This is a genomic window from Microbacterium sp. NPDC096154, from assembly GCF_040302945.1.
Lineage (GTDB): Bacteria > Actinomycetota > Actinomycetes > Actinomycetales > Microbacteriaceae > Microbacterium.
Map to the genome: position 1 here is coordinate 17,557 of NZ_JBEOSM010000013.1, position 23,976 is coordinate 41,532.

Annotated in this window: 32 protein-coding genes; 14 read left to right on the plus strand and 18 right to left on the minus strand. The window is 65.9% G+C overall.

Translation table 11 applies throughout. The features are described from left to right. Positions 1 to 18: 18 nt before the first annotated feature. The 5 genes from ABTW64_RS14405 to ABTW64_RS14425 are packed head-to-tail and all read left to right on the plus strand — an operon-like array spanning position 19 to position 2,674. Positions 19 to 903, plus strand: a complete 885-nt coding sequence (locus ABTW64_RS14405) for a hypothetical protein (protein ID WP_005050771.1) — start codon at positions 19 to 21, stop codon at positions 901 to 903. Then, positions 903 to 1,154 (plus strand): hypothetical protein, encoded by a 252-nt coding sequence (locus tag ABTW64_RS14410; RefSeq protein ID WP_005050769.1) that lies wholly within the window; start codon positions 903 to 905, stop codon positions 1,152 to 1,154. Before ABTW64_RS14405 ends, ABTW64_RS14410 begins: the two co-directional genes overlap by 1 nt. Continuing rightward, the gene (locus ABTW64_RS14415) at positions 1,147 to 1,449 is read left to right on the plus strand and encodes a hypothetical protein (RefSeq protein ID WP_005050767.1); all 303 of its coding nucleotides are present in this window, start codon (positions 1,147 to 1,149) and stop codon (positions 1,447 to 1,449) included. Before ABTW64_RS14410 ends, ABTW64_RS14415 begins: the two co-directional genes overlap by 8 nt. Further along, the gene (locus ABTW64_RS14420; protein WP_005050765.1) at positions 1,449 to 1,925 is read left to right on the plus strand and encodes a hypothetical protein; all 477 of its coding nucleotides are present in this window, start codon (positions 1,449 to 1,451) and stop codon (positions 1,923 to 1,925) included. Before ABTW64_RS14415 ends, ABTW64_RS14420 begins: the two co-directional genes overlap by 1 nt. Then, positions 1,922 to 2,674 carry an HNH endonuclease family protein gene (locus tag ABTW64_RS14425; protein ID WP_005050763.1) on the plus strand — a complete coding sequence of 251 codons (753 nt, stop codon included), beginning with the start codon at positions 1,922 to 1,924 and terminating at the stop codon, positions 2,672 to 2,674. Before ABTW64_RS14420 ends, ABTW64_RS14425 begins: the two co-directional genes overlap by 4 nt. A gap of 5 nt (positions 2,675 to 2,679) precedes the next feature. On the opposite strand, the gene ABTW64_RS14430 is transcribed toward ABTW64_RS14425, so the two are convergent. Then, complete coding sequence (locus ABTW64_RS14430) at positions 2,680 to 3,213, minus strand: helix-turn-helix transcriptional regulator (RefSeq protein ID WP_005050761.1); 534 nt, start codon at positions 3,211 to 3,213, stop codon at positions 2,680 to 2,682. A 93-nt stretch (positions 3,214 to 3,306) separates the two neighbouring features. Between ABTW64_RS14430 and ABTW64_RS14435 the strand changes: the two genes are divergently transcribed. From ABTW64_RS14435 to ABTW64_RS14455, 5 genes are all read left to right on the plus strand, one after another. Then, positions 3,307 to 3,543 (plus strand): hypothetical protein, encoded by a 237-nt coding sequence (locus ABTW64_RS14435; RefSeq protein WP_043340519.1) that lies wholly within the window; start codon positions 3,307 to 3,309, stop codon positions 3,541 to 3,543. 100 nt (positions 3,544 to 3,643) lie between these two features. Beyond that, positions 3,644 to 5,272: a hypothetical protein gene (locus ABTW64_RS14440; protein WP_005050756.1), complete on the plus strand. Its 1,629-nt coding sequence runs from the start codon at positions 3,644 to 3,646 to the stop codon at positions 5,270 to 5,272. Continuing rightward, complete coding sequence (locus ABTW64_RS14445; RefSeq protein ID WP_047801722.1) at positions 5,272 to 6,096, plus strand: hypothetical protein; 825 nt, start codon at positions 5,272 to 5,274, stop codon at positions 6,094 to 6,096. The genes ABTW64_RS14440 and ABTW64_RS14445 overlap by 1 nt, the downstream gene beginning before the upstream one ends. Then, the gene (locus ABTW64_RS14450; protein WP_005050751.1) at positions 6,093 to 6,494 is read left to right on the plus strand and encodes a hypothetical protein; all 402 of its coding nucleotides are present in this window, start codon (positions 6,093 to 6,095) and stop codon (positions 6,492 to 6,494) included. Before ABTW64_RS14445 ends, ABTW64_RS14450 begins: the two co-directional genes overlap by 4 nt. A 35-nt stretch (positions 6,495 to 6,529) precedes the next feature. Next, positions 6,530 to 6,955 carry a hypothetical protein gene (locus ABTW64_RS14455; RefSeq protein ID WP_005050749.1) on the plus strand — a complete coding sequence of 142 codons (426 nt, stop codon included), beginning with the start codon at positions 6,530 to 6,532 and terminating at the stop codon, positions 6,953 to 6,955. Positions 6,956 to 7,223: 268 nt separating this feature from the next. Here ABTW64_RS14455 and ABTW64_RS14460 read toward each other — a convergent pair whose 3' ends face one another. Continuing rightward, positions 7,224 to 8,309 (minus strand): SAM-dependent methyltransferase, encoded by a 1,086-nt coding sequence (locus tag ABTW64_RS14460; RefSeq protein WP_039712022.1) that lies wholly within the window; start codon positions 8,307 to 8,309, stop codon positions 7,224 to 7,226. Between ABTW64_RS14460 and ABTW64_RS14465 the strand changes: the two genes are divergently transcribed. Together ABTW64_RS14465 and ABTW64_RS14470 are read left to right on the plus strand one after the other, a co-directional pair. Beyond that, positions 8,296 to 8,520: a hypothetical protein gene (locus tag ABTW64_RS14465; RefSeq protein WP_039712023.1), complete on the plus strand. Its 225-nt coding sequence runs from the start codon at positions 8,296 to 8,298 to the stop codon at positions 8,518 to 8,520. The genes ABTW64_RS14460 and ABTW64_RS14465 overlap by 14 nt on opposite strands. 159 nt (positions 8,521 to 8,679) lie before the next feature. Further along, complete coding sequence (locus ABTW64_RS14470; protein ID WP_005050745.1) at positions 8,680 to 9,087, plus strand: AMP-binding enzyme; 408 nt, start codon at positions 8,680 to 8,682, stop codon at positions 9,085 to 9,087. On the opposite strand, the gene ABTW64_RS14475 is transcribed toward ABTW64_RS14470, so the two are convergent. Together ABTW64_RS14475 and ABTW64_RS14480 are read right to left on the minus strand one after the other, a co-directional pair. Further along, positions 9,008 to 9,529, minus strand: a complete 522-nt coding sequence (locus ABTW64_RS14475) for a putative antibiotic biosynthesis monooxygenase (protein ID WP_162303983.1) — start codon at positions 9,527 to 9,529, stop codon at positions 9,008 to 9,010. The two genes, ABTW64_RS14470 and ABTW64_RS14475, sit on opposite strands and share 80 nt — an antisense overlap. A 625-nt stretch (positions 9,530 to 10,154) precedes the next feature. After that, positions 10,155 to 11,402: an IS256 family transposase gene (locus tag ABTW64_RS14480; protein ID WP_350623530.1), complete on the minus strand. Its 1,248-nt coding sequence runs from the start codon at positions 11,400 to 11,402 to the stop codon at positions 10,155 to 10,157. 484 nt (positions 11,403 to 11,886) lie between these two features. Between ABTW64_RS14480 and ABTW64_RS14485 the strand changes: the two genes are divergently transcribed. Then, a complete protein-coding gene (locus ABTW64_RS14485; protein ID WP_039712028.1) occupies positions 11,887 to 12,669 on the plus strand; it encodes an IclR family transcriptional regulator in 783 nt (260 codons plus the stop codon). Between the two features lie 99 nt (positions 12,670 to 12,768). Here ABTW64_RS14485 and ABTW64_RS14490 read toward each other — a convergent pair whose 3' ends face one another. The 6 genes from ABTW64_RS14490 to ABTW64_RS14515 are packed head-to-tail and all read right to left on the minus strand — an operon-like array spanning position 12,769 to position 17,448. Then, complete coding sequence (locus ABTW64_RS14490) at positions 12,769 to 13,608, minus strand: aldo/keto reductase (protein ID WP_005050739.1); 840 nt, start codon at positions 13,606 to 13,608, stop codon at positions 12,769 to 12,771. Then, positions 13,605 to 14,843 (minus strand): NAD(P)/FAD-dependent oxidoreductase, encoded by a 1,239-nt coding sequence (locus tag ABTW64_RS14495; RefSeq protein WP_062633832.1) that lies wholly within the window; start codon positions 14,841 to 14,843, stop codon positions 13,605 to 13,607. The genes ABTW64_RS14490 and ABTW64_RS14495 overlap by 4 nt, the downstream gene beginning before the upstream one ends. 10 nt (positions 14,844 to 14,853) lie before the next feature. Beyond that, positions 14,854 to 15,051, minus strand: a complete 198-nt coding sequence (locus ABTW64_RS14500) for a ferredoxin (RefSeq protein ID WP_350623533.1) — start codon at positions 15,049 to 15,051, stop codon at positions 14,854 to 14,856. Between the two features lie 11 nt (positions 15,052 to 15,062). Then, complete coding sequence (locus ABTW64_RS14505; RefSeq protein ID WP_350623534.1) at positions 15,063 to 15,383, minus strand: hypothetical protein; 321 nt, start codon at positions 15,381 to 15,383, stop codon at positions 15,063 to 15,065. Continuing rightward, complete coding sequence (locus ABTW64_RS14510) at positions 15,380 to 15,967, minus strand: 3-phenylpropionate/cinnamic acid dioxygenase subunit beta (RefSeq protein ID WP_135012863.1); 588 nt, start codon at positions 15,965 to 15,967, stop codon at positions 15,380 to 15,382. The genes ABTW64_RS14505 and ABTW64_RS14510 overlap by 4 nt, the downstream gene beginning before the upstream one ends. Beyond that, on the minus strand, positions 15,964 to 17,448 hold the full coding sequence (locus ABTW64_RS14515) for an aromatic ring-hydroxylating dioxygenase subunit alpha (protein WP_350623536.1): 1,485 nt from the start codon (positions 17,446 to 17,448) through the stop codon (positions 15,964 to 15,966). The genes ABTW64_RS14510 and ABTW64_RS14515 overlap by 4 nt, the downstream gene beginning before the upstream one ends. A gap of 261 nt (positions 17,449 to 17,709) precedes the next feature. Between ABTW64_RS14515 and ABTW64_RS14520 the strand changes: the two genes are divergently transcribed. Continuing rightward, positions 17,710 to 18,828, plus strand: a complete 1,119-nt coding sequence (locus ABTW64_RS14520) for an integrase (protein WP_350623538.1) — start codon at positions 17,710 to 17,712, stop codon at positions 18,826 to 18,828. A gap of 133 nt (positions 18,829 to 18,961) precedes the next feature. Here ABTW64_RS14520 and ABTW64_RS15345 read toward each other — a convergent pair whose 3' ends face one another. The 8 genes from ABTW64_RS15345 to ABTW64_RS14560 form a co-directional block, all read right to left on the minus strand. Next, the gene (locus tag ABTW64_RS15345) at positions 18,962 to 19,264 is read right to left on the minus strand and encodes a hypothetical protein (protein WP_425325893.1); all 303 of its coding nucleotides are present in this window, start codon (positions 19,262 to 19,264) and stop codon (positions 18,962 to 18,964) included. A gap of 146 nt (positions 19,265 to 19,410) precedes the next feature. Further along, positions 19,411 to 19,704, minus strand: coding sequence for a hypothetical protein (locus ABTW64_RS14530; RefSeq protein ID WP_350623540.1), 294 nt, complete (start codon positions 19,702 to 19,704; stop codon positions 19,411 to 19,413). Between the two features lie 72 nt (positions 19,705 to 19,776). After that, positions 19,777 to 20,259: a hypothetical protein gene (locus tag ABTW64_RS14535; RefSeq protein ID WP_350623542.1), complete on the minus strand. Its 483-nt coding sequence runs from the start codon at positions 20,257 to 20,259 to the stop codon at positions 19,777 to 19,779. A 120-nt stretch (positions 20,260 to 20,379) separates the two neighbouring features. After that, positions 20,380 to 20,994, minus strand: coding sequence for a DprA-like winged helix domain-containing protein (locus ABTW64_RS14540; RefSeq protein ID WP_350623544.1), 615 nt, complete (start codon positions 20,992 to 20,994; stop codon positions 20,380 to 20,382). Positions 20,995 to 21,083: 89 nt separating this feature from the next. Continuing rightward, complete coding sequence (locus ABTW64_RS14545; protein WP_350623546.1) at positions 21,084 to 21,350, minus strand: hypothetical protein; 267 nt, start codon at positions 21,348 to 21,350, stop codon at positions 21,084 to 21,086. 87 nt (positions 21,351 to 21,437) lie between these two features. Then, positions 21,438 to 21,974 (minus strand): hypothetical protein, encoded by a 537-nt coding sequence (locus tag ABTW64_RS14550; protein ID WP_350623548.1) that lies wholly within the window; start codon positions 21,972 to 21,974, stop codon positions 21,438 to 21,440. Between the two features lie 294 nt (positions 21,975 to 22,268). Further along, positions 22,269 to 23,057: an alpha/beta hydrolase gene (locus ABTW64_RS14555; RefSeq protein WP_350623550.1), complete on the minus strand. Its 789-nt coding sequence runs from the start codon at positions 23,055 to 23,057 to the stop codon at positions 22,269 to 22,271. A 21-nt stretch (positions 23,058 to 23,078) separates the two neighbouring features. Continuing rightward, on the minus strand, positions 23,079 to 23,976 hold an 898-nt coding region (locus tag ABTW64_RS14560; protein WP_350623552.1), incomplete at its 5' end, for an alpha/beta hydrolase.

The window sequence follows — 23,976 nt, forward strand, 5'->3', positions numbered from 1 at the left end:
ATCTGTGAGGAGGAGAAGATGCGGACCCACACCTGCCCGCCGGACCACAAGCACGGGCTGACCTCCACCTGCTACGTCGTCCACCTCTGCGGGTGCCGCGCCTGCATGGACGGCAACGCGCGCCGCCGCCGCGACCGCTACCGTCTCCTGGCCTACGGGCGATACCAGGACGCGCACCAACCCATCGAGCCGATCCGGCAGCACCTGCAGGCACTGGTCGACACCGGGATGATCCCCGAACGGATCGCCATCAGCGCCGGCGTCGGCGGCGCCACGGTCCGTCGCCTGCTCAACAGCGAGACGGCACGGTTCGTCACCGGCGCCACCGCCCGCAAACTCCTCGCAGTCACCCCCGACAGCAGCACTCTCGCCGCGCAGGGCCGAGTCAACGGCCGCGGCACCCGCCGGCGCCTCCAGGCTCTGGCCGCGATCGGATGGAACCACCACGAGATCGCACGCCGACTCGGCTACCCGCGCTGGAAGGTCAACAAGGCACTCGAAGGCGCCTACGTGGACATCCGTGTCCACGACGACATCGCCGCGCTCTACGACGAGCTCTGGGACCAGCAGCCCCCCACCCACACCCGAGCGCAGCGGGTCGGCCGCTCCTACGCACTCACGGTCGCACGCCGGCACGGCTGGCTGCCGCCGCTGGCCTGGGACGACATCGACACCGACCCGGCACCGCCCACAGCCGGGCAGGAACCCCTGCTCGACGAGATCGCGATCGAGCTCGCTCTCGCCGGCCAGAACGTCCGCCTCACCCGAGACGAGCGCCTCGAAGCCACCCGACGCGGGACCGAACGCGGACTCAGCCTCACCCAGCTCAGCGACCTGCTCGGCGTCGACGTCCGCACCATCGACCGCGACCGTGACGACCTCGGACTCCGGCAGGCCGCCTGATGAGCAAGACGCTCGACATCCTCGAAGCCGCCCTGCACGGCACCACCGCCGGCTACCTGGCCGGATGCCGCAGCAAGGGAGGATGCCCGAACCACGGCAACCGCCAGCTGCTCACCTGCACCGAAGCGGCCCGCGCCCGCCGCCACTACTTCTCGCTCGCCTCGCTCGAGGAGACCGAGCCGATCACCCGGCAGATGCTCCGCGACGCCAAGAACAGCCCCTTCGCACCGAAAGAAGCCGCAGATGTCTGACCAGCCGAACACCTTCACCATCGACTCCACCAAAGAGGGAGAGTGGCTGCGGGTCGTCCGCGCGCTCGGCGGCCATCGCTGGGCCCTGTCGCTGCGCTTCAACCCCCTCCCGCTGACTCAGCGAGGCGCCCGGCACACCCGGCCAACGCGGCAGCCCACACCCCACGCGGCAGCAGGCCACGGGCCGAACGCGAGACTGCACCTGCCCAGCTGCGCGATCTCCCCCCAGCTCGGCAACGGCCGCGGCGCCCACCTCAAGCAGATCCCCCACCTGGGCCGAACCGAGGAGCACTGATGACCGACATCGCCGTGCGCCTCCAGGAAGCCATGACCATCCAGACCGGCACACCCGTCACCGTCCGATGGAGCTTCCGCGAGTTCGCGCTCAACTGCACCCGCCGCGACGGCCGCCCCCTCACCCAACGGATGCACAGGCTCTTCCAGACGCTGCTCAACCGTGAAGCGCTCCGCGAGCTCACTCCAGGAGAAGACCCAACGATGGGATCCCGCGCAACCCTCATCGAGATCATCGACGACCTCGCCGTCAGCGCCGACCACCAAGGCGCCCGCGCGGCCGCGCTCGCCGAGGTCCTCCTCAGTGCCGGCATGTTCCACCTCGGCGACCAGCTCCGCCGCCAGAGCCACGCACTCTCAGAGCTCGACGCCGACGACGAAACCCTCGAGGTCATCGACGAGGCACGCACCCAGATCGCCCGAACCATACTGCTGCTCGACCAAGCCGACACCGCACAGGCAAAGGAGCGCAGATGAACCGACGCACCCGCCGCGCCAGCACAGCCCTCGCCGCGGTCGCAGCTCTCGCGCTCGGCTTCGGCGCCCACCAGCTGGGCATCACCTCCTGGATCGACACATGGACGCGCCCGCAGGCACCCGCCCCGGACCCGACCTACGACTACACCGCGCTCGCCGCAGTCGCGCAGGAGCTGCCGCTGATCGATCCCACCGAGGAGATTCCCGAGTATCGCCGCGCCACGTTCGGCGAGCGCTGGATCGACATCGAGGGAAACGGCTGCGATCAGCGAGACGATCTCCTCGCCGTCCAGCTGCAGGACGTCGTCCGTGACGGTTGCACGGTGCTCTCCGGCGTGCTCGACCCCGATCCGTACACGGGCACACGCATTGAGTTCGAGCACGACCGGATCGCCGCCCCTGGAGCCCCGGGAAGCTCCGGCGTCCAGATCGACCACATCGTCAGCCTTTCGGCGGCGCACGCCGGGGGCGCGTGGGCGTGGACCGAGCAGCAGCGCATTCAGTTCGCCAACTCGTTCGACAACATCGTCGCCGTCGATGGCAACACGAATGCGGCCAAGAACGACCACGGGCCAGCCCTGTGGCTGCCATCGAACGCCGACTACGTGTGCACCTACGTCGCCCGCTACACGGAGATCGTCGACACCTGGCACCTCGCGGTCGACGAAGCCGACCGCGGTGCGCTCGTGGACACGCTCTCAACCTGCGCTGCCCAGCAAGCCAGCGACGAGAGCGGGAGCATGTCGTGAAGCCGCTACGAACCCGCGTGGGATCTCGCCGCGCGCGCCTGACGCTTGGCCGCGCGAGCGCGGTCTACGACCTCGTTCGCATCCGTCGTGTCGACACCGAGGGTGCGCCTGATCACCTCGAGCTCGGCGTCGGTCCAGCGGGTGCGCCCTCGCATCCGCTCACCGAACGTGACGACGTTCAAGCCGAGCAGGTCGATCAGAGCCGCCTGCGTGGGAACCTCGGGCGCCCCCGCCCCGTCCGCGATCGCCGCCCGCAACCGCTCCGCGAAAGCCGCATCGCGCGCCAGTCCCGGCATCAGTCGCGGCCGGCGGCCGCGCTGCGAGGGCGCCCTGCGCGCGCGCTCCTGCGCGAATGCGTCGATCGCGGCCTCGTCGTAGAGCGGGGAGTTGCCTTCTATGGCAACCGGCTCGGGGAGCAGAGGACCCTCCTGGCCGGCTCTGCGCAGCTTGTTGCTGATGGAGCGCATCTTGTAGACCGCGACGACGGACACGCCGAGCTTCTCGGCGACGTCCGCCGTGGTGAGGTGCCGTCCGGTCATCAGCGCTCCTCTCAGCTGGATGAATATAACCACTTTCGCGGTTACGGCGCGCCGCGGCAACCAGACCCAACTTGGTTGGGGATGCTGGGGCGCATGGCTAACAAGGACGCGGACGCCATCCGTGAGGAGCTCCGTCGCATCGGCCAGCAGCTCGCGCAAGCGGACGAGCTGCGCGAACGCCGCGGCAAAGTCGTCGACGAGGCGCGCGCGGCCGAGCTGACCCAGCGAGAGATCGCCCTCCTGCTGGGGATGACCGAGGAAGGGCTGCGGAAGGCGCAGAAGTCCTACCACGGACGCGGGCGCTCTTACGGCGGCCGCCTCGCGTCCTAGCGACCCCGCCAGACCTTCATGGAGCGCCCGTCGACTGCGAAATCTGATTGCAATTTTCAAGCACTCTTGACTAATATAACCTGACGAATGAGGGGGTGAGATGGACGAGCTGAACTACCGACCCAAGCCGTGGACGCCGAAGGACGTGCCCACGATCTGGGTCGACCAGACCACCGGGCAAGGCGTCACCGACGCCGGCACGCCCGTTCGCCCCGTCATCGGCGAGCGCCGCAAGAACCCCAACCTGACGGACCTGCTCGACACGGCTGCCTCGTACGGCGCTAACCGCATCATGCTGACCGGGAAGCGCCCCGAGCCTGCGCCTGGCGTGCGGCACTGGCTGTACGTCCAGACCCCGAACTGGAAGCCCGGAGCCCACTGGGTCAACAACGGCCCGCCCACCGGTCGGTTCGAGCACGCGGTCACCGGCTTCAAGATCGAAGTCCGCACCGCGGAGGAGTGGTTCGGCGACGGGCCGCTGACCCCTGCCCAGGCTCGTCTGGCCTGGAACGTCACCGCGTCGATCATTCGCCACGCCGACGAGAACGCGCGCCTGTTCAACAGCCCTGCCGCCACCGGAACGAACCTGTGGGCGCTGTCGCTGCCGAAGAACATCAACCCCGTGCCGGTCGAAGACGACATCGCCCAGGAGATCCACTTCACCTCGGGCCTGCACCACTACGACCACCTGGTCGCGGGGGAGTCGTTCGCCAAGCACGAGGACTGCGTCCCGCTGATCGACCCGGCCAAGACGAAGAAGATCAGCGAGTTCGCCTACGTCGACGGCCGGTTCATGTTCGCCGGCGTCGGGCGCGAGCTCGGTATCGGCCCCGCGATCCGGCTGAACCAGGCCGCCGCGTACGAGCTGCTCGAGCAAGACCCCTACGCGCGCGCCCGCTTCCACGTGCGGTTCCGCGTCCCTCAGGGCTGGAACCACGTTGGCCTGCTCGGTGTGAAGCACCTGGACGTTCGCGAAGGCTGGTTCTATCCGAACCGGCCCGGAGCGGTGCACGACACCTGGGCCGACGGCAGCGAGATCCACGTCGCCCTCAAGCACGGGTGGGAGATCCGCCCTCACGAGGCCGTGGTGTTCCGCAAGGCCAAGCCTCTAGACACCTTCACCGAGCGCATGACGCGCGCCCGCGAGCGAGTCCAGCTGCAGGACGAGATGCACCCGGACCTGCGCCGCGCTGTGCTCGCCGCGCTGCGGAACATCATGCTGCACTCGATCGGTGCATTCGCCGCCGCGGGCCGCGACGAGACCCGCGTCGCCGCGTCGCCCGATGACGTCCCGCCCGAGTACAGGGCCAAGATGCTGCGACAGGGCAACCTCTGGATCTATCGCATCCCGTCGCGCCCGAACGACCGCACCCGAAGCTTCTACCACCCGGAGCTCGCCGCCCAGGTCTGGGGTCGCGCACGCGCTCGCGTCCTCCACGGCCCCAGCTCCCTCGGCGGCTACACCTCCGGTGCTCTCACGGTCGACCCCTCGACGCTCATCGGCATCCAGGGTGATGCGATCTACACGACCAAGCTGCCGGCGTGGTCCCTGCCGGACCGGTTCATCGGCGGCGGCGACGACGGCAAGACCGGGCGCCTGCGCCTGCAGGGCTACCTCAACGGATCCTTCATCACGCCGGAGACGCTGCGGCAGCGTGACGCGCTGAAAGCACGTGCCGAGCGGGCCGGCATCGCCAAGGCGCTCGAGCAGGCAGAGGAGAAGGGCTGATGGCTGACCAGCAGCGCACCGCCCAAGACCTCATCCGCGATCTGCGGCGCAAGGGCATCAGCACGGCCGAGATCGCCGAGGAGCTGCACCGCTCGCCTCGAATGGTCCGCAAGATCCTCAACGGCGAAACCAGCGGCGCCCTCTACCGCCAGGCGCTCCAGGAGCTCGCTGACACCGGACGCCTCACCCACGTCCCGCCGCGGCGCCGGCGCAAGGACGGCTCGATCGCCCCCGTGCGAGGCAAGGCCGGCGCCAAGCCCGTCATCCCCGAAGACCTCAGCGGCACCTACGTTGAGGGTCGCCAGGGTGGTCGGCTGCGCGTCGACGTGGCATACGCCACCGGGGGCGACCGGTACATCGAGATGCGCATCCCCAAGGGCCGCACCGCGAAGGGCCGCGAGCAGGCGAACGCCGAACTGATCAAGCAGGTCCGCAACGCCGCCAAGGGCCAGTCCCACGACAAGCAGAAGCAGATCACCGCCCACCTGACCTTCTCCAACGGCCGCGTGATGGAGGTCAACTCGTACAACGCCTCGACGATGCTCAAGCGCATCCACGAGAACGGCGGCGACGCCCTCGGCTGGTTCCGCGAAGAGTCGAAGAACCGATACGTGAACCTCGACACCAGCCGCGACACCATCACCGGCGTCACCCTCAACGTCGTCAGCACGGCCAAGACGACCGAGTACCAGAGGCAGGCCGAGCGCGGCCGCACTCGCCGCCCCCGCTCGCTGTCGCCGGCGGAGCTCATCAGCATGGAAGAGAAGCGGCGCATCGAGGAGCGCCGCGCTCGCCGCCGTGGAAACCGAGGAGGTGGTCAGTGACCATGGCCGCCCCGAAGAAGCCCACAGCTGCAGCGAAGCCCCGCGCACGCAAGGCCGCGCCCCCCGCTGAGGAAGTCACCAGCGACGTCGACCAGGCAGCGACGTCCGAAGCACCCGCACGCGCACCTCGCGCAAGCCAGAAGCCGGCAGCGGCGAGCGCGACGCCTCCTGAGTCGGCCGAGGCGGAGACGCCACCGCCGGCGAAGAAGAAGCGGGGGCCCTACAACGTCGTCTACGTCCAGAAGAAGCCCGTCTCGATCCGTCTCCCCGACGACGCGCTTGAACTGATGGACTGGGCCAAGCAGGATGCAGCCAGCCGCGGCGACCGCCTCACCAAGGACGAGATCGTCACCGTTGCGCTTCGCGCCTACTGGGGCCGCAAACGGCGCCGCGGGTAATGACCGTCTCCTGAGCTGCTGGCAGGGAAGTCGAGATGAGTGAAACTAACGGGCCGGCCGAGTTGCCGGTCTACTCGATCGCCGAGGCATTCGTGAAGCGATCCGGAATGTATATCGGGCAGCCCGTCACGTTCGAGCGAGTGCACACGTTCCTGCTCGGTTTCGAAACGGCGATGTTGTACGTTCGCGACGAGCTCGCGCGCGATCGCAATGCGTTTCAGCCCGTGGGCGTGCTCGGTCAGTTCCGGGAGCAGCTGCGATCCGAGGGGCGGCTCAGGTGGGACTCCTGGTCCCTGACGATCGTGGCGGAAGCGATCGGCTGGACTGGCGACGAGCCTCCGGCGATCGACGATCTGACCGAAGAGCAGCACCTCGAGGCAGTCCGGGACCTTCTCCCGTTGCTCGAGAAGGTCTTTGCCCTCCCCGCGGAGCTTGTCACCTCGCTCCGTGACTCCGCCTGAGAAGGGTAGGCACCCCACCGCTGTCGGTGTGTCGTCCCGCCCATCGAGTTCGAGAACGCGTTCTATGCTGTGCGGCGATGATCAACCTGACCGCCACCGTCCCGCTTGGACCGCTGACAGAACTTGTCGGACGATCCCTCTCGGCGACTGGGAGATGGGTCAACTCATCCGGTAGCGCCTACCTGTCATATCCATCACTCAGAGGATCCTGACCCGGACGAACGATCGCAGTCGCTCGAGGGCAAAGGACCCGTGCGGATGTCGCGCGTCACACCTCGACCTCGAACGGCAACTTTCGCAGTGTCGTCGCGGAAATCCCGGTGCTCTTGTACATCCGGGCGTGGGCGTACTGGATCTCCGGCAGCAGATCGATGCGGCCGATCGCCTCCAGCATGATCTCGTCGGCCTGACCGGTGAGATGACGCAGTTCGGGGATCGCGTACCCGCCCACGTACTTCCCGGAGTTGAGATCCCAGGAGCGCACGGCCGGCAGCGCCTCCTCGATCCTCTCGCCGAGCTCCACCAGAGCATCGAACGTGTCCTGCCCGTAAGCGTGCGGGGAGAATGGGATCTGCGACATCGTGCCCTTGGTGACGTTGAAGCAGTCGCCCGTGAACGTCCACCACAGGAACGCCAGCCGCGACGCCGCGATCGCGCTGGCCGCGAGCTGGTCCTTCCGGTTCTGAACGAACAGCTTCCCCTCGTTGAGGGGCACCGTGGCGTGCGTGGTCTTGTCGTAGGTGACCGGCGGCACCGTGTACGTGCTCAGGAAGTACGTGGCGGTCTTCTTGAAACCGACGGAGTAGTCGCTCACACGGACAAGCGGCGTCGAGGAGATCGTGCCCTTCGCAAGCAGCGTGTCGATCAGCTCGAACATCGCGTCGCTGCTGGCGCGCATCCAGTTCGGGGTCCGCGAGCCGGCGGGCCGAAGCGAATACCGCAGTGTCGCCATCAGATGCGGACGGAACGCCTCGATCCAGCTGTGGGTGAGCGTCGTGTGCAGCTCGGAGACGCTGCCATACCCGGCGGCGGTGATGATCGTGCTGCGCACCTTCACCTGGAACAGGGCAGCCGGGCGTTCCTGGAAGGTGCTCACCCAGATCGCATCGAACCGCCGCTCGTAGAACTTCCGCAGTGACTCGTCGCGATCGGCGAACTGGCTGCGGATGGGAACGATCAGGCTGAGCCGGCCATCCGGGCGCGTGATCTGCGCCGAGCGCTCGCAGCAGGAGGCGTAGATGTCGTCGACGTTGTCTGTCTCGAAGCCGGTGATGCGGTAGCTGAGCTCGCGCCGGTTGACGTAGGGTGGGTTGCCGATGACGACGTCGAAGCCGCCCTGATTGGGGTGTGACACGTCGCCCCGCACCGGCAAGAAGCGCGGCCCGTACAATGTCCAGCGCATCGAAAAACACCCCGCGACCTTCCGACTACCTCCGGACGTCTTCGAGTACATCAACCAGGCACGCGACGAAGCCGCGGCCCGTGGTGATCGCCTCACCAAAGACGAAGCGATCACCATGGCAGTCCGCGCGTTCTGGGGCGGCAAGCGCCAGCGCCGCCGCTGATCACCACACCGACATAACCGACGAAAAGAACTCTGGAGGCATCTGATGAGCCGTCGATCTATGCTCGAGCAGGAAACCGATCCGCTACACCCCGCGCGGATGCTACCGCGCACCTGAGACGAACGCGCGGTCCTTCACCGAGGATGGCTACATCTCGACATGATCAACCGAGGCAGCGAGAAGATTTCGTGCGAAGAGGTGGAGGACCTCGTCTACCGCTATGACAGCTTCGATCTAGCGGCCGCCGTCGCGATGCTCGACCCCGTGTTCAGCGAGCGGGTATGCGTCTACGTGAGTCTCAAGGAGGGCGGCCCGCTCGGGCTCGAACGGATCCGCGCCGCCATGGAGTCCGCCGGGGTGGCTAAGCATAAGCACCCCGAGCGGCTGATCGCCGTCGACGACATGCCCCTCACCAAGGTAGGCAAGATTGACAAGAGGGAGCGGAGAGGGCTTTGCCCGCCGCGACAGCGCCTAATGGGGCAGACGCTCAGCGCCCGCGCCGCCACGCGAGCCAGTGGCGGATGCTCTCCTCGAGCGCGTGCAATAGAGGCAACATCACCCAGATGACGCACGCGACGGTCAGTGGCGTCGTACATAGGATCTGGAGGTACGGCGGCAGGCCGGTCAGGAGCGGAGCGATGAAGTAGGCGTTGAACATGGCAGGCGGTACCAGCGCGATCCACACTAAAATCGCCGTCCACCACCGCGGGCGCGCGGGACCGGCCGTCGGGATTGCACCGGTGAGGGCGTCCGGAGTCAGTGGACGGGCCTGCCCGATCGTGAGCGGCACGGCCTGTTGCAGGTGCGCCTGCCGCTCCTTACTGTCCTCCCACCGGATGAGGTCATGGGGGGAAGCGAACGTGATCTCGACGACAACCTGGCGCCGGTGCCGTTCCGAGACTCGGACCTTCGACTCCCGGTAGCCGGGGAACGACTGGGCCCGGCCGGTGAAACCATGCGCCCACTCGGTGAGATCGTCCAGCCGCCCGGGGACGGCTGTGCGCGCCACCCGAGCCGTGACCGTGAGGTTATCTGGTTGCATGGTGTCCTCCCGGGGCAGAGGAAGCCCCGTCTCCCAGCGTATTGCGCCGATGACGCGGCACTGAACAGCTTCCGACCATCGGGGTCCGGATCAATAGCGCGAAATAGTGCTCTTCCGAGCAGTGGAGTGTCACCGCCACTGCCGCCTCACGCAGGATGGAAAGTTGAAAGACCTGGATCGACGGGGAGGTCATTTGCACGAGGCGTTTCGCTTGCTGCGGGAAGAAAGGCTCAAACGAGGCCGATACCATCGCCGAGCGACGGTGTATCACCCGGACGTAGAAGAGGTCGACCAGCTCTACGGTGTCCGGCTTCAGCTGGAGTCCTTAGGCGCGCGCCGGACGGTGGACGGATGCTGCGCTCCGAGATCGGCGCTTCGCGCGAGTACGGGACGCTAATGGATGCGGCGCTGGCAGTCGGTGACATGGACGCCTGGCTGGTGGCGCACCACGCGTTCCTCCGCTGCTGCGTCGCGCGTGCAGACATCCCGTTGGGGCGGGTAGTGGACTCCTACCCGGAACGCTGCTTACACATCTATCAGGGTCAAGCCCCAGGATGTGGTGTAGCTCGGGTTCCTTCGAACTGTTGATGGGTTAGGCGCTGAGCTCGAGGACGATGTCGGTGTCCACCTCGCCTCCGGTGTCGGCGACGAGGGTGAGGCGGGATTTGGCGAGGATGTCGAGGCCGAGGTAGCGGCGTCCTTCGGCCCATTCGTCGGTCTGCTCGGCGAGCACCGCGCCGACGAGGCGGATGATCGCGTCCCGGTTCGGGAAGATGCCTACCGAGTCGGTGCGGCGGCGGATCTCACGGTTGAGCCGCTCGTTCGGATTATTGGACCAGATCTGCTGCCAGAGGCCCTCGGGGAACCCGGTGAAGGCGAGGATGTCGGCCCGGGCGGTGTCGAGGTGCTCGAACGCGTCGGGCAGCTTCTGGTCGACGTAGTCCAGCAGCCGATCGAACTGCGCGTGCACGGCATCCGCGTCGGGCTGGTCGTAGACGGAGTGCAGCATCGCCTTCACCGCCGGCCACATGGTCTTCGGCGTCACGGACATCAGGTTCGCGGCGTAATGGGTTCTGCACCTTTGCCAGACAGCTCCAGGCAGGTTCGCCGCGATCGCCTCGACAAGCCCCTGGTGCGCGTCGGAGGTGACGAGGCGGACGCCACCGAGTCCGCGGGCGACGAGGTCGGCGAAGAACGAGTTCCACGCCGCGCCGGTCTCGCTGGTCGCGACCCGCAGGCCGAGGACTTCACGGCGGCCGTCGGCGTTCACACCGGTCGCGATCAGCACGACGGCGTTGATGACGCGGCCGCCCTCGCGGACCTTCATGGTGAGCGCGTCGGCGGCGACGAACGTGAACGGGCCGGCGTCGCCGAGCGGGCGGTGGCGGAACTGGTCGACGTGCTCGTCGAGCTCCGCCGCCATCCGTGAGACCTGCGACTTCGACAGCGAGTGGATCCCGAGGGTCTTCACCAGCTTGTCCATCCGACGAGTCGAGACCCCGGCCAGGTAGCAATCCGCGACGACGGTGATCAGCGCGGTCTCCGCACGTTTGCGGCGCTCCAGCAGCCACTCCGGGAAGTACGTGCCCTGACGCAGCTTCGGGATCGCGACGTCGATGGTGCCGACCCGGGTGTCCAGGTTCCGGTGTCGGTAGCCGTTGCGCTGCGTCGTGCGGTCGTCGCTGCGTTGGCCCCATTCCGCGCCGACCACGGCGTCCGCGTCGGCCGAGAGGAGTGCGTTGATCATGGTCTGCAACAGCGAACGCATGAGATCCGGCGACGCGTCGGTCAGGGCTTCGCTGAGCAGGCCGGCAGGGTCGACAATATGAGGTGCGGTCATCGTGAAGATGCCTTTCGAGTGGGTTGTAGGAGATTCCTCGAAGGGACTACACGGTGACCGCGCCCACGTCTACGACGAGACCGGCCACCGCGAACTACACCACGTTAAGGGGCACTACTTCTATCAGTTGTGGCACCCGCAGTCGTTCGCCATCGCTCATCGCGAGTACGAGGCCGTCCTCGAGTCGATCGTCAGGCGTCCGACGCCCAGGGGATCGATCTGTCGCCGCTGGCGACCCACGAGTTCGCCTTCGACGATGCCGCCGCCGCCTTCGAGCAGTCCCGCGACGCGTCCAGCAGCCTGAAGGTCCTGCTCCGACCGTAGAGCGCCTGGGCCGTCGGGGCCGTCACAGGGAGCCACGCGGGCGGCGTGGGGTGGCACGGGCTGCAGTGGCACCGCGGAGACGATCCTCCCGCCTGTCGGGTCGGCATCGGAGCGCGCGGTGCAGGAGGAGCGCGCCCACGTTGCAAGTAAGCTTTCTGCCGTGCAGAATCGACAGCTCGGGTCGCCGGGCGATCCACCCCAGTATCCGATCGAGTCGGTCGACAACGCGCTGAAGCTGATCCTGCTGCTGGGTGAGGAGCACGAGCTGCGGCTCACGGACGCCGGTGCCCTCCTCGGGGTGGCGACCTCGACCGCGCACCGACTTCTCGCGATGCTGGCATGGCGCGGCTTCGTGCGGCAGAACCCGGTGACCAAGGCTTACGGCCCTGGCCCGGCGCTGACGACGGTGGCCTTCTCGGTGCTGCGCAGGATGGATGTCCCGAGACTGGCGCAGCCGATCCTCGAGGACCTCAGCGCCGCCCTCGGTGAGACCTGCCACCTGGGCACGCTCGAGGGCAACCATGTCCGATTCCTCGCCGTTGCCGAGCCCGATGTGGCCGTGCGCGTGGTTTCGAGACTGGGCAAGACCCTGCCGGCGCATTGCACCTCGACCGGCAAGGCGCTGCTTGCCGAGCTGAGCGACGAGCAGCTCTTCCGGCTGTACCCGGACGAGCAGCTCGAGATCGTCACACCGAACTCCATACGTTCCCGAGACGAACTCGTCGCCGAACTGGTTCGGACACGACTGGACGGTTATGCCGTGAATCGGCAGGAAAGCGAGGACGGCGTGGCGAGCGTCGCGGTCCCGGTCCACGTCTCGTCGGGACTGCGACTGGCGATCAACGCCTCCGCGCCCGTGCAGCGGTTACCGCCGGGCAAGGTCAAGTCCCTAGCGCGGTCACTGCAGGACGCCGCGATCCGCCTCGCCGAACTGTTGGGGTGAACCGGCCCGGGTCGTCGTAGCGCCCATGGATGCGCTGCGCACGCGAACACGCCGCTGATGAGCGTGGCTGCGGGAGCGACCGACCCGCCGCCGTGGGCCTCAGTGCCCGTTGGCCGGATCGTCCGGGTCGCGGGCGGCTTCTTCGCCTTGATCCAGCCCACTCAGCGTCGCCATATCCTCCGAGCTGAGCGTGAAATCGAAGACGTCGATGTTCTGCGCGAGATGCTTCTCATCGCCGGCGCGCGGGACGGGAACGATCCCTTCCTCGATGTGCCAGCGCAGTAGGACCTGTGCGGGCGACTTGTCATACTTCGACGCGATCGCGGTCACCGCGGGATCGGACAGCAGGGCTCCTCCGCGTCCGAGCGGGCTCCACGCCTCGGTCAGGATGCCGTGAGCGCGCTGGAAGCTGCGCTGTTCGACACGGGCGATGTCGACGCTGAGCTGGATCTGATCGACGTCGGGGACGACACCGGTCGCGTCGACGACGCGCTGAAGGTGGTGAGACTTGAAGTTGGAGACGCCGATCGCCTTCACTCGTCCCTCTTCGAGCAGTCTCACCAGACCCTTCCACGCTTCGACGTATCGGTCGAGGGCCGGAACCGGCCAATGGATCAGGAACAGATCGAGGTAGTCGACGCGAAGGGTCTTCAGCGATCGGTCGTACGCGCGCTGCACTCCCTCGACGCTGTGGTCCTCCTTGTTGAACTTGCTCGTGATGAAGACCTCGTCACGAGGGATGCCCGATGCACGCAGACCGGCACCGACGGCCTCCTCATTCGCGTACTTGTACGCCGTATCGAACAGGCGGTAACCGTAGCCGACCGCCTTCTCGACCATCGTTGCGCACTCGTCTCCCGTGAGTGGCCACGTGCCCACCCCGATTCGCGGGATGCGGTGACCGTGCAGGAGGGGGAGGGTGGTGTCGTCAGCTCTCATCGGGCGGCCGCCTTCGCCGGAGCCGTGCTCGAGGGCTCGAGGAGGGCGCGCAGCCGATGTATCAGCTCGTCCGCCTTCGCTCGCGAGGCGACCGAGCGGCGGGCGTCGACGAGGGCACGCGGCCAGTTCACGATGACGGCACCTTCGGCCTGCCCTTGGCTCTCGCCGTACACGACGGCGAAGCGGTCCTGCGCAGGGTCGCCCACCATCGTCCAGTGATCAGATCCGGTATGCCCGACGATCTGGATCTTCCAGTCGTACTGGTCGCTCCACACATACTCCGTCGGGTCGTAGCTGCGCAGGTCATCCGGGTGAGCGATGTTATGCGCGACAATCAGCGCCTGATCCGTCGCGCTCGTCCAGTGCTCCAACCGGATCGGGTCGGGATGCCGTCGGTTCATGAATCGTGCCACGTCGCCGATCGCATACACGTGGGAGACGCCGACGGCGGCAAGCGTGCCTTCGCAGACGACACCGTTATCCAGCGCGAGGCCCGACGACTCGAGCCACTCCGTGTTGACGACCGCTCCGATACCGAGCAGGACAGCGTCGACATCCAGCGTCGCGCCATCGGTGAGCGTGACCTGGACGCGGTCACCCGTGCGCTCGACGTTCTCGACGGAGACGCCGAAGCGTAGCTCAGCACCCTCCCTGCGGTACTTCTCCGCGAAGATACCGCCCACTTCCATATTCATCGCCCGGCCCATCGGAGCACCGATCGGTTCGATGATGGTGACCTTGACACCGGCCGCAAGCGCTGTGGCGGCCGCCTCGGCGCCGATGAATCCGGCGCCGACCACCGCGAGGTGGCGGCCCGGAACGAGCTCCTTGCGCAGCTCGTCGGCATCGGCGCGGGTACGCAGCACGTGGACGCCGGGAGTGGAAGCCCACGGGGTTCGGCGAGCTCGGGCACCCGTCGCGATGACGAGGATGTCGTAGGTCAGCTCGCTGCCGTCGGCGAGCGTCAGCGTCTTGCCGGCAGGATCCAGCTCGGTCGCGGCGACGCCGAAACGGGTCTCGACCCGCAGGCCTTCGAGCGCTTCCGCCGTCGTCAGCGCGATCTCCGGGTCGGATGCGGCGCCGCTGAGGTACTTCTTCGACAGCGGGGGACGGTCGTAGAGGGGATGGCTCTCCTGGTCCACCAGCGTGATCGCGCCGGTGAACCCCTCCGAACGAAGATTCTGTACGAGCTTGACTCCGGCGACGGAAGCACCGACGACGACGACGTGAGACATGCGAATCGGCTCAACCCTCGACAGACAGCGCCGAGACCGGGCAGCTTCGGGCGGCTTCCTCGACGCGAGTGCGCTCCGCGTCCGGCACCTCGAGCTGCAAGAGCACGACCTTGCCGTCGTCGTCGATGTCGAAGTAGTCCGAGGCGCCGACCACGCAGTTCGCGTAGCCCTGGCAGGCGCCGAGGTCGGCCTTCACAATGGCGGTCATCTCATTACCTCTTACTCCGCCGGCGACTGTGCCGGCTCCGGGAACATGGGCGCGTACGGCGACGCGATCATCGCCGAGAAGGTCTGCGTCGTCTGCCACGTGAGCGCTTCGAGCTCGAGCGGGTCGAGTGCGATCCACTGGCCCGACTTCGGCGACTCGATCAGCAGGCGCGCACCGTTTCGGGTCTCCACGTGCGATACACGGATCTCGCTGAATTCGTTTGCGATCGTCAGCGGCACGCCGATCGTGCGCTCGACGAGCCGCTGATGCGCCTCGTACGCGCGGTGCGCGGCGGCGCGATCGATGTCCTCGCCTTCCCATTCGAGAGTCATAGGAAGATCGCCAGGTTCTGGGTGCGCAGCACCGACTCGTCGATCATGATCACACGTCGCGCCAGCACGTAGCCGTCCTCCGTGCACCGCAGGACGTCCTCGCGCTGCGCGGACAGGATCGACGCGGGATTCGTGTCGCTGCGGCTGCGGAACAGCAGCACGGCGGAGTCGACGATGAGCTCGCCCTCCACGTCGGTCTCGAACGTGCGCACGTTGGTGACGTAGTGCCGCAGGCGGGACGGGGGATCCTCGGTCCACGCGTGCTCGGTGAGAAACCGCGCTACGCGGCGACTCAGGGAGTACTTGTTCTCGTCCCAGTGCGCCATGCCCGGAGAGGTCGTGTAGCCCGCGCCGAGGGCGGTCGTGACCCGCACGGGCATGAGGTAGTGCACATCGTCCGCGATGGTGGCGAGCCAGTCCTCGTACCGCTGGTCGTCGAGCATGTACGCCTCCTCGACCAGCCAGCGCGACAGCTCGAGGTGCCGCGCGTCCCCGAAGGACAGCGACGGTCCGACCTTGCGGGCCTGCGTCGCGCCCCGATTCAGCACGGACTCCGCGGACAGCTCCGCTCCGACGAACGTCATGCCGTCACTCCTTCCGTGTCCACCGCGCCGTCGCCGGCCGCGGTGCCCGCGTCGCAGGAATCACCGGTCGCGCAGTCGCCCGCCGCGGCGGCGGCCGCCGCCGAGGGCGTCAGTCGCACCCCGCCCAGTCCGATCGGCCGCTGCGGCTCCGGCGCATCCGCCTCCACGTAGTCGGCCCAGCGCTCGAGCAGGTGGCGCTGGTTGTACTCGCCGTATCCGACGTGCGCGACGCCGGGCCCCGCCCACTCGTCGTCGCCGAGCGGCTCCACGACGGGGCTGCCGTCCTTCAGCATGCCCATGCGGCTGTTCAGCAGCAGGCGCCTCGCCATCGCGCCCTTGGCGGTGTTCGTCAGCGACACCCAGTTCTCGACGTCGTCCTGCTCGAACATGCCGGTCGAGCCGAAGCACATGAGGTACGCCTTGTAGCTGAGCTCCTTGAACTCCTCGGGCGCATCGGCCGCGACCGCGAACCACGAGTAGACCTCGGTCTCGCACTCGCTGATCGGCACCCAGGTGCGCAGCGAGATGAAGGGGAGCACATCGTCGCCGTCCTCCACCTTGGGCCAGTTGTGCACCAGGCTCATGTTCGGGAAGACGGATGCCGCCGAGATCATGAATCCGTTCTCGCCGATCACATCGAGCTGCTCCTGCGACCAGGTCTGCTTCATCCGCTCGATCATGTCGTCGGGATATCCGACGTAGCGCAGCCGCTCCTCGAGCGTCCCCGGCGGCAGTTTGTAGGTGGTGCCGCCTCCGTTGCCGGCCCAGTACGTGTTGCCGTCCTTGCGCTTCTCGGCCTTCGGCTCGCGGAACAGGCCGATCTCCACGACGGACGTGTGCGTCTGGGGCGTGTGGTACATGTCGCCCGCGAAGTTCTCGGCGCCGATCTTCCAATTGGCGTTCACGCGCCAGCGTTGCGGGCCCCGCAGCTCGATGCCCGCGGCGGACTGCTTCGTGTAGTAGTCGAGGAAGAACGTGAAGTCACCCAGGTATTCCTTCAACGGCGGGGCATCGGGATCCATGCTGATGAAGATCAACCCGTTGTACGTGTCGAGGTTGGGCGCCGGAAGGAGGCGGGCCCCCTTGCGGCTGAAGCCCTCTTCGCCGCCGTACGCCTCCTGATGGAACGGCAGTCCCACGATCCGGCCGTCGTTGCGGTAGGACCAGCCGTGATAAGGGCAGCGGAAGTGCGAGGCGTTGCCCATCTCCGCACGGCACACCTGCATGCCGCGGTGCAGACACATGTTGAAGTGGGCGCGGATCTCGCCCTTCTCGTCTCGCACCACGATGAACGAGTCGTCCAGCACCTTGCGGACGACGTAATCGCCCGGCTGGGGAATCTCCGACACGTGGCCGACGAACAGCCACGCGCGGCTGAAGAGGTTCCTGCGTTCGCGTTCGAAGATCTCGGCATCGTTGTAGATGTGCGCGGGCAGCATGCCGTTGCGCACCTCGTCGTAGATGGTGGGGCTTGTCGTCATCGCCAATCCTTCACGGTCATCCGCAGAAACGCAATCTGCTGTGCAGAAACTATATCGCGAGATCCGGAGAGATACCAGCCCGCGACTTGACTCGCGTAAAAGGTCCGGGAGCGGCAGCGTGTGCCTCACGTAAGAAGGTCCGCGTAGCGATTCGTGTTCCCTGGCGATGTGAGCAGGGAGTTGTCGATGGCTTCGCGCCGTGAGATTACGAAGAGGTTCGCCCGCGAGTATGCGAAGGCCGGGCGGGCGGAGAAGGGTCGGTTGCTGGACGCGCTGGTGGAGACCACGGGCTGGCATCGCGACTACGCCCGTCGCGCGATCCGCAACGCGCTCGCACGCAAGGGCGCGGCCCGTGACCAGCAGCGCAAGCCGCGACCGAGGAAGTACTCGTACGACGCGCTGGTGGTGTTGCAGGAGGTGTGGGCGCTGTCGGGGCAGCCGTCGGGGAAGTACCTGGCCGCGGTCATGGATGACACTCTGGAACGGCTGGTGCGGTTCAACGAGCTCGTCCGAGTCGCCGCCCGCGTGACCGAGGGGGTGCTGGATGAGCTGCGGTCGATGAGCGCGGCGACGATCGACCGGTATCTGAAGCCGCACCGGGATGCCCGTTACCCGGGAGCCCTGTCGACGACGCGCCCGTCGCATATCCTGCGCTCGTCGATCCCGGTGCGCACCGCGATGGACGGGCTGCCGCCGGGGCTGGGGTTCTACGAGCTGGACACCGTCGCGCACTGCGGGCACACCACCAAGGGCGAGTACCTGCGCACGCTCACCGCGACGGACCCGGTGATCGGATGGACGCTGCTCCGCGCGATCCGCAACAACGCGCACGTCAACATCAGAGCCGGGATGGACTGGCTGCGGCGGGCCTCCCCGGTGCCGATCGCGGGGATGGACTTCGACAACGGGTCCGAGTTCCTGAACTGGTCGGTGATCGCCTGGTGCGACGAGCGGGAGATCCCCGTCACGAGGGGCCGCCCCTACCAGCACAACGACAACGCCCACGTCGAGCAGCGCAACGGCGACTGGGTGAGACGGCACGCGTTTCGCTACCGATACGAGACCGAACACGAGCTGCGCCTGCTCAACGAGCTGCACTCCCTGGTGATGAAGCGGAAGAACCACCTGCTGCCCTGCGTGAAGGCCACCGGCTGGACCCACACCACCTCGGGGCGTAAGAAGCGCGTCTACGACACGCCCAGAACCCCGTATCAGCGGCTCCTCGACGCCGGCGTGCTCGACCAGCGCACCGCCGAGCGACTGGCCGAGGAGCACGCGAAGCTGAACCCGGCAGCGATCACCCGTCGCATCACCCGCATCCAGCAGCAACTCATCGACCTCGCCGCCGCCCGCACCCAAGGCACCCGCCCCGCCGCCTGAGCTACGCGGACCTCTTGCGTGAGGCAAGCGTCAACCGCTCCCGGACCTATTGACATGAGGCAAGACGGCCCGGGCATGCGAAAGGGCCCGTGGCATCAGGCGGATTCGAGGGGTCGTCGCAACACCGACTGAATTAGACAAGTTGTAGCAGACGCTCGGCTGGGGTATCCCAGCCGAGCGTCTTGCGTGGGCGGCCGTTGAGTTTCTGGGCGACGTGTTCGAGGTCCTCGGGGCCATAGACGGACAGGTCGGAGTGGTCCGTGGGGCCGAGAGTGACGCGGATGCACTCGTCGTGGTCGTCGTCGGTGAGGGTGACGGCGACTGCGGCGAGCGCGATGCGGTCTGCGGCGGGGTCTGTCGTCCGGCCGGGGGTGACGGAGACGTGGCCGTAGGGCCAGTTGATCGGCTCGTCCGGTTCGTGGGTCTCTCGGGTCATGCTGGGGTCTCCGTCCGGGTGGGCGCGCTCGCCGCGGGGGACTCAGCGTAGCGACGAGGGCGGGGACGCCACGAGTTCGGCACGATGTGCCCGGGCGCGACGAGACCCCGGCACCGTGGGGGTGTCCGGGGTCTCGGTGGAGCGGATCAGGCGATGTCGTAGACGACGACGGAGACGGCTCGGTCCTGCTGCAGGGCGGCGGTGACTTTCTCGGCGTCGCGCTCGCCGCGGATGCTGTCGGCGGGGTCGAGCGTGTGGTCGATCTGGCCGGTGAGGATCGGGCGGCCGTCGGTGAGGTGTCCCCAGGTGGTGCGGTTGCGGGTGACGGTGGGGATGACGGATCGGGAGTAGCTGGCGCGGGGGTCGTGGGCGACGTAGACGCGGATGCTGTCGGCGGTGCGCACGGCCGTGATGACGCGGGTCGGGATGGTGCGGGGCATTTGGTGGCTCCTTCGGGGTGGCTGCGGGGACCGGGGGTGCCGGGGAGGGCGTGTGCCCTCCCCGGCGTTGTGTCAGGCGCGGTGAGTGGAGTAGACGTCGGTCTCCCACTGCTCGTACCCGTTGTCCCGGGCGGCGTCGATGACGCGCTCGAGGTCCACCTCCTCCGCGGCAATCTCCGCGGCGTCGTCCTCGTCGGTGGCCGAGACGGTGACGAGGACGCGGACGGTGACGGTCACGTCCACCTCGACATCCCAGTCGCGGGTCCGGCGCGGGCCGCCCATCTGCTCGGCGAGGCGGTCGTACTCGTCGCAGAAGTTCTCCTCGTCGGCGACCTCCCCGGCCCTCTCCCAGAAGGTCGCCAGGCGCGGGTCGGTGCCGTCGGTGATCTGCTCGTAGCGGAGCGCGTGGATCGTCTGCTCGTGGCGGGCGATCTGCTCGCGAGCCGCTGCCAGCTCGGCGCGCACCCGGTCCATCTCGCCCGCGTAGGCGGCGCGGCGCTCGGAGACCGGGGCGGCCGGGAGGATCATCTCCTGCTCGGTGGTGGTGTCGTTCATGGTGCTTCCTTTCACTGATGGTTGTCGTGAATCTGACAGTTATGAGAATAGAAGGGGCCACCGACATTCAGTCGGGGAGGGTACGCGGCGACCTACCGGCGCGCACCCTCCCGGCCTCCGTCAGAGGGTGCCGTGGAACCAGACCGTCACGCCCGGGCCGAGCAGGTCGGCCAGCGCGCGCGCCGCGGCGAGGTCGCCGGGATAGATCTGGCACTCATCGCAACGCTGGATCCCGAAGATCGTGTCCATCGGCGCGAGCACGCCCGGGAGGATGCCCCACCGGCAGGTGTCGCAGCCATCGGGGTTAGTGGCGGGGACGGCCGAGAGGTCGATGTCGCGCCCGAACTCGTCGCGCAGCCACGGGTTCGTCTCGCTCTCGATCACCGCGCCGGGTGCCCCGTCCCAGCGGTGGATGCCGTACTCCGCTTCCATGTCGGCCAGCGCGCGCGGCGCGAACCGGAACCGCTCGTCGCCCTCGTTGTGCACCAGGTCGTCTCGGCGGTGCTCGTACTCGGCAATGCTCAGCCGCGACCCGTGGCCATTGGCCCACGGCAGCGGATCGATGAGCTTCCACCCGGCGACGCTCGAGGTAGCGCGGTCCTCGAGCAGGGCAAGCGACGCTTGCGCCTCGGCCAGGGTCGTGCCCGCACGCTCGGCGATCACATCCACCGGCTGCGGCGTCGCCGACAGTGCCTCAAGAACCCGGATCACCGGGTCGGTGGCGTTCGTGTTCATTGGTGGTCCTTCCATCATTCGACAGTGTGAATCTGACAGTGATAAGAGTAGCCGCGGCCTCCGACATTGCCGGAGGCCGCGGGCAAGCGCTACGACAGGCTCCGAGCGCGGCACTCGTGGTTGAACAGGGTCTCGTTGTGGACGACCACCGGGTTCGCGGGCTCCCATAGATCGTCCGCATACGCCGCAGCGCCCAGCTCGATCCTCACCGCGCCGGTGTCGGCCGACTGCTGCACGAACAGAGAACCTGCCCAGTGCGCCTCGCCGCGCGAGTCGATCACGTCAAGCCACAGGTTCTCCTCCGGGACCTCGAACTCGGCCACCTGGCCTGCGCCGTTGCTCACTCGGATCTTCATGGTGGACTCCTTCGCTCATTGTGAATCTGACAGTCATGCGGGGGTTGCCCGCGGCCCCCGACGTCGCCGGAGGCCGCGGGGGAGAGGTCAGCTACCGACGACGCGGGTGGCCCACTGCCACGCGGCCAGCATCAGCGGCTCCAGGTCGTCGGCCTCGGTCTGGCCGTTGCCCACCTCGACCCACAGCCCCTCAGCGCCGCGCTGCTGCTCCGACCAGGCCCAGCCGACAATCTCGCGCGACTCATCGTCGGCGGGCTTGTCCGTGCGCTCGGTGATCGCGAATCGGTCGTCGTCACCGGCGCGCAGCACCAGGTGCCCCGCGCCGAACGTCTCCGGGTCCTCCTCCGCCAGCTCCAGCGCGGGGTGATAGCCGATCAGCTCCGCCAGCTCGTAGCCGATCGCCGTCTCCGGAGTCCGGATGTGCCGGTCGTCGGGGTCGTCGTCGCCGTAGCTGTGGTGGTTGATCCACTCGGCCGCGGCACCGTCGCGCCCGTAGAAGCGCAGCAGGTCGGCCAGCGCATCGACCTCAGAGCAGTTGAGCCGGGTGGCGAGATCCCCGGCGAGATCGCCGCTCCAGACCTCGAGGAACCACAGCAGCTCCTTCGGCAGCTCGGTGGTGTTCATGGTGTTCTCCTTGGGTGGTGGGTGGTTGTGAATCTGACAGTTGGGAGTGTAGATGGGGGGTCGGACATTGGTGTGGGGGACGTGGCGGGGTGGATTGTGCTTGAAATTTGCATGCAGGTTTGGGGGTGAATTGTGCGTGAAAATTGCATGCAGGTTTCGGGGTGTGGGCGGGGTGTGTGGTGCGTGTCCCGGGGGGAGTCTGGAAGTTCCGGAGTTACAGAGTTGGGCGGGTGCGGCCGGGTGGCTCGGTGGCGTGGCGGTCGTGGTCGGCGGCCGGGGTGGGTGTGGGGTGAGCTACAGCGTTTCGGTGCGGTTTGGGGAATGTTCGTTGCGGGCTGCTGTGGGGCCGGCGGATGGCCGGTGGGGTGGTGGTGCTGACGGCCCGGCCCAGCCCCCGCACGTGCCTCGTGCGGGTCTGCCTGGCTTCAATAAAAAGTCCTCTGTTCCACACGCCATATAGATGTGAGGGAATACTGCGTTATCCTTTTTCAGATTAAGAATTAAAGCCTCAGGGTCTCTATCGCTCCCAAGTAGCTCATTTAAATCTCCAAACACTCTTCTATAATAGTTATAGTCCGCAATAGGGTCTTTAAAATCCTCAGGAATACCTGCTATATTTCGTGTGATCAAGGCGGAGGATAAGGCAATAATTTTACTGAAGTGCTGGGAATACTTTAAGCCATTACGTAATGCCCCAAAGCCCCCCATAGATAATCCACCGATAAATGTGTCCTCTCTGCTTGAGGAAATAGGAAACGTCTTTCTAGTAAATTCTACTAGCTCGTTGCCAATGAATTCAGCGTGGAGTTCCCCTTTATCCGTATCATCTAAATAAAAGTTATTTTCCCCACTTGGCATAAATACAGCAATATTATGAAGGAGCGATAATTCTTGAATTTTAGCACCTAAACCCCAATCCATATGATTGCCTGCATAGCCGTGTAGTAGATACAACGATTTTATAGGTCCCCGTTCTACTGGCTCTTGACCTGGGATTTCGAACGTATCTACTGGAACAAAGGCAGTAAACGGAACCTGTCTTTTTAACGCTTTAGAAAAAAAGTTCACTTGAAAAAATGCCATCAAAATCTACTCCTTTTCCTACTATTTATTATCAAATGCCTTTTTTAAGGCATTCATACATTCACTTCTAGCTTGCTTACTAATCTCTACCTCGTTAAAAATCGCATCAAAGCCATGAAAACATCCAGGATATAAGTGAAACTCAACCGGTACTCCAGCCTGTGCAAGTCTAGCAACATAATCTATTGTTTCGTCCCTAAAAGGATCAAGCTGACCAATAAACGTATAGGCGGGTGGAAGGTTGCTCAAATCCGTAGCCCTGCTTGGCGCCGCATAAGATGAAGTTTCTTCTGTTCTAGCTGTAGCATTAGAACTATCTGCGCCATAAGTACCCAGATACATATTCCATGCGATAATATTACTTTCACGATTCCACGCTAACGGCATATTGTCTTCGTTGATCTCATAACTCGAAGGTGTTTCATTGCGATCATCCAACATCGGGTACAAAGGTATTTGAAATGTGATCTTAGGTCCACCTCGATCACGAGCCATTAACGCCAATGCCGCCGTCAAACCTCCGCCAGCGCTAGCACCAGCGATCGCAAGCCTTGTGAGGTCAATTTGTAAGTCGTTAGCATGCTCTGCTGTCCAGTTCAGCCCAGCATAACAATCCTCAATCGCTGCGGGATAAGGATGCTCTGGTGCAAGACGGTAATCAATCGATACAACAACACAATGAACCTCTTTCACCATATATTCACAAAATCCATCATCTCCATGGGGACTACCTAACACATAACCACCCCCATGAATCCAGTAAACGGCTGGTAGAATTGAAGTGGTTCTGTTCTTTGGCTCATAAATTTTCACCATCAGCTTTGATTCTAAACCTTGAAAATGGCGGATGGTGATATTTACCTCAGGTGATCCCTCCAGCTTGGGCGGCTCAAAGCTTCTCATTTTATCCAGCTCGGTG